We start from the raw sequence: 4,055 nt of genomic DNA, 5'->3' as shown, positions 1-4,055 counted from the left end.
ATCCTTACGAGATGTTAGGTAATCCTGAGTTATCATCGGAAAAAAACAACCAAATTGACGTCAACCTAAAATATCAAAGTCAATCAACACAAATCCAGCTTACTGGTTTTATGGCCTTAATGAATAATTTCATTTCTTCAGAAATAAGAGATGACATTGCCCCTAAGATGCCGACAAGTCCCGGAGTGCGACAATTCATCAATATCGATAAGGCAAGCTTATCCGGCTTCGAAGCAATATGGTTACAACAGCTTTTTCCGCAACTGCAACATCGTTTAAGTTTGGCTTATACCTATGGAAAAAATAACGAAACAGGTGAAGCTTTGGCAGAAATTCCGCCTTTAGACATTCGCTATTTACTGAGTGGAAATTTCATCAATCATAAATTGAAACCTGAACTGCTTCTTCGCCATGTTTTGAAGCAAAATCGCATTGCCAAGAGCTTTGGGGAGACTGAAACACCTGCCTTTACCCTGGTGGATGTATCGATGAATTATCAACTAAACCAATATCTGGAATTGTATGCTTCTGTTCAAAATTTGTTTGATGAAACCTATTACGAACATCTAACACGATCGGTTAAAGGTAGTGATCAACCTATTTATGCTCCGGGAAGGAGTTTTATATTTACACTCGTTGTAAAACTATAATAATTCCAGGATTACATAGATTAATTAAATCCTGCTGGAATACCTTATTGTAAGCTTTAAACCCTTCAGATTTGGCAAACCTGAAGGGTTTATTAATTTTGATTTTCATGAAACTGGCATTATCTCTAAATAAAAAGAAACTTCTTTGGTCCCTATTGGCCATCCTTATTATTGCCTATTATTTCTGCCTTCCTAATGAACTCTTTACAACGCCCTACTCCACCCGGCTCAATTCAGCTTCAGGAGAATTAATGTCGGCCCATATCGCCAGTGATGGTCAGTGGCGTTTTGAAGCAGGTGATTCGGTACCTGACAAATTCAGGCAATCGATCATTCTTTTTGAAGATGAGTACTTTTATTACCATCCGGGCTTTAATCCTGTTTCAATGGGCAGAGCACTGATACAAAACATCCGTGCCGGTAAGATTAAAAGTGGAGGCAGTACCCTTTCCATGCAAATAATCCGTCTGGCTTATAAGCGACCTCGGACTATTCATAATAAACTCATCGAAACCATACAAGCTACCAGGCTCGAATGGCGTTATAGCAAAGAAGAAATTTTGCAACACTACGCTGCACATGCCCCATTTGGAGGTAATGTGGTTGGTATTGAAGCTGCAGCCTGGCGTTACTTTGGTCGTTCACCTTACGATTTATCATGGAGTGAATCGGCTTTGTTGGCAGTGCTTCCCAATGCACCGGCATTGATTCATCCGGGAAGAAACCGGGATGTATTGATTCAGAAACGTAATTTTCTTCTTAGCAAACTATTGGATAAAGGAAAAATTGATTCAACAGAACATTACCTGGCCTGTGCCGAACCTTTGCCTGACAAACCTTTACCGCTACCTCAACTGGCACCTCATTTACTCAATACACTCAATAAGAAACAAGAGCTTTCCACTTTTCACACAACATTAAACACTGTTTATCAGAGCCGGGCCAACCAAATTGTAGAGAACTATTACAGTGTGTATCGCCACAACGAAATTCATAATATAGCTGCTATTATTATTGACAATAAGAGCGGTAAAACATTGGCTTATGTGGGTAACTCACGATCTAAATCTTTGGATAATGGACAAAGCGTTGATGTGATACCAGCCAAGCGAAGCAGTGGCAGCACCCTTAAACCATTTTTATATACTGCAGCTCTGGATGATGGTTTGTTGTTACCCGAAATGCTAATGTTAGACATCCCTACCTATTATAGCGATTTCTCTCCAAAGAATTACACCAAGCAATTCGATGGTGCAGTGGCAGCACATACCGCTCTTTCACGCTCCTTAAACGTACCTTTTGTTCGTTTGCTCCATGAATATGGAACAGGCAAGTTTATGGCTCAGCTGCAAAAAGCCGGACTAACAAGCATTAATAAATCATCATCGCACTATGGCTTGTCACTTATTTTAGGCGGTGCAGAGGTATCACTATTGGAATTGGCCTCAACTTATTCATCTATGGCACGAAGCTTAACAACATTTACCGAGCAATCGAGTCAATATAACCACAACGATTACCGCCTAGCATCAATTCTGGAAGATAAAGAAGAACCGGCACCTCGCTATTCTTTCAGACCAGATGTTTTTTCAGCAGCATCGGTGTACCACACATTTGAAGCACTCACCAATGTGCAACGGCCAGAAGAAGAAACCGGTTGGGAGAATTTTTCATCAGGGCGCAAGATAGCCTGGAAGACGGGCACCAGCTTTGGCTTCAGGGATGCCTGGGCCATCGGGGTTACACCCGAGTACACAGTTGGTGTATGGGTTGGTAATGCCAGCGGTGAAGGACGACCGGGCATTATTGGAGGAAGTGCGGCAGCTCCAGTTATGTTTGATCTTTATCGTTATTTACCTTCAACCTCTTGGTTTAATACTCCTTACGACGATATGCAGGCGGCTGCCATCTGTCGCTCAAGCGGCTATAAAGCTTCACAACATTGTCAACAGGTTGATACCATGTACATCCCAGCCGGACAGAAAGATCTGCCGGTCTGCGCCTATCACCAACTGGTACATTTATCAGCCGATCAAAAATACCGGGTGAATGCAGATTGTTATCCGCCTCATCAAATGGTTCATCAAAGCTGGTTTGTTTTACCTCCTGTTATGGCGTGGTATTATCAATCGCGCCACCCGTTGTACAAGCCATTACCACCTTTTAAGAATAGCTGCTTAGAGCAACAACGAGTTATCGACATCATCTATCCGCAGGCAAATGCACAACTTTTTGTACCAAGGGAAATAGATGGCCAGTTAGGCCGAATAATCTGTAAAGCAACACATCAAAAAAGATCAGCACGCTTATTCTGGCATTTGGATAATGAATACCTTGGCGAAACCATTCATCATCACCAAATGGAAATAGCGCCGGAAAAAGGTAAACACCAGCTGACTATCACCGATGAAGAGGGGAATTCCAGCCAACTTTGGTTTACGTCATTAGGCATGAGCAAAAAAGAATAAATGAATGAAGCTGTTCAACTTTGAACTTTCAGGCACAGAATTTGTCTAATCTTTATGGTTTCAATTAGTTAAAGAAATGTTAAGGTTGAAAGGCATATATTCTTTCTACTTGATACTATAACATGAAATATTAACTTTGTGAACCGCGCTATAAAAAGGCCTGTTGTTTTTGAAGCATTTGAAATGCTACAGGCCACGCACTCAGGTAAAAAATAACTATAGCAAATATGAACAACTTTTTAAGAACACGTAAAGTAAGATGGATTGCAGGCGTTTCGCTTGTAATGGTGATGTTGTTAGGGCTTTATAGTTTTAACGATGACAAACGTAATTTCGAAGTCATTAAAAACCTCGATATTTTCTACACATTGTTTCGTGAGGTAAACAGCTATTATGTAGATGAAACAGATCCGGAGAAGTTGATTACAGAAGGTATCAATAACATGCTGGAGTCTTTAGACCCTTATACGACTTATATTCCTGAGTCGGATATGGAAGATTTCCGTTTTATGACCACCGGTGAATACGCAGGTATAGGATCATTGATTTCTAAACGAGGAGAATATGTTGTGATTGCTGAACCTTATGAAGGATTTCCGGCTGCTGTGGCTGGACTCAAAGCGGGTGATAAAATCCTTGAGATTGATGGCAAAGACATGGTGGGTAAAAGCACACCTGACGTAAGTGATCATCTGAAAGGCCCGGCTAATACAATACTAAAAATTAAAGTGGAACGCCCGGGTGAAAAGAAGCCAATTAACATTGAGCTGGAACGCCAGAAGATTTCAATCAATCCGGTTCCTTACTATGGCATGGTGAACGATCAGATAGGTATTATCCAGCTGAATAACTTCACACAAGACTGTAGTCGTGAAATCGAGAAAGCTTTTCTTGATCTGCGCGATAAGCAGGGTGCTAAAAGCATTGTATTGGATTT

Annotated in this window: 3 protein-coding genes; all 3 read left to right on the top strand. The window is 41.1% G+C overall.

The genetic code is table 11. The features are described from left to right. Nucleotides 1–650: TonB-dependent receptor domain-containing protein (locus tag AC4MRQ_RS25245; protein ID WP_491200507.1), on the top strand; the 650-nt coding region annotated here is incomplete at its 5' end. A gap of 107 nt (nt 651–757) precedes the next feature. Beyond that, a complete protein-coding gene (gene pbpC / locus AC4MRQ_RS25240; RefSeq protein WP_491200506.1) occupies nt 758–3,118 on the top strand; it encodes a penicillin-binding protein 1C in 2,361 nt (786 codons plus the stop codon). A 227-nt stretch (nt 3,119–3,345) separates the two neighbouring features. Further along, on the top strand, nt 3,346–4,055 hold a 710-nt coding region (locus AC4MRQ_RS25235; protein WP_491200505.1), incomplete at its 3' end, for a S41 family peptidase.

The organism is Carboxylicivirga sp. (assembly GCF_982718395.1).
The sequence above is the reverse complement of the archived record's forward strand: the minus strand, read 5'-3'. Positions and strand labels throughout refer to the sequence as shown.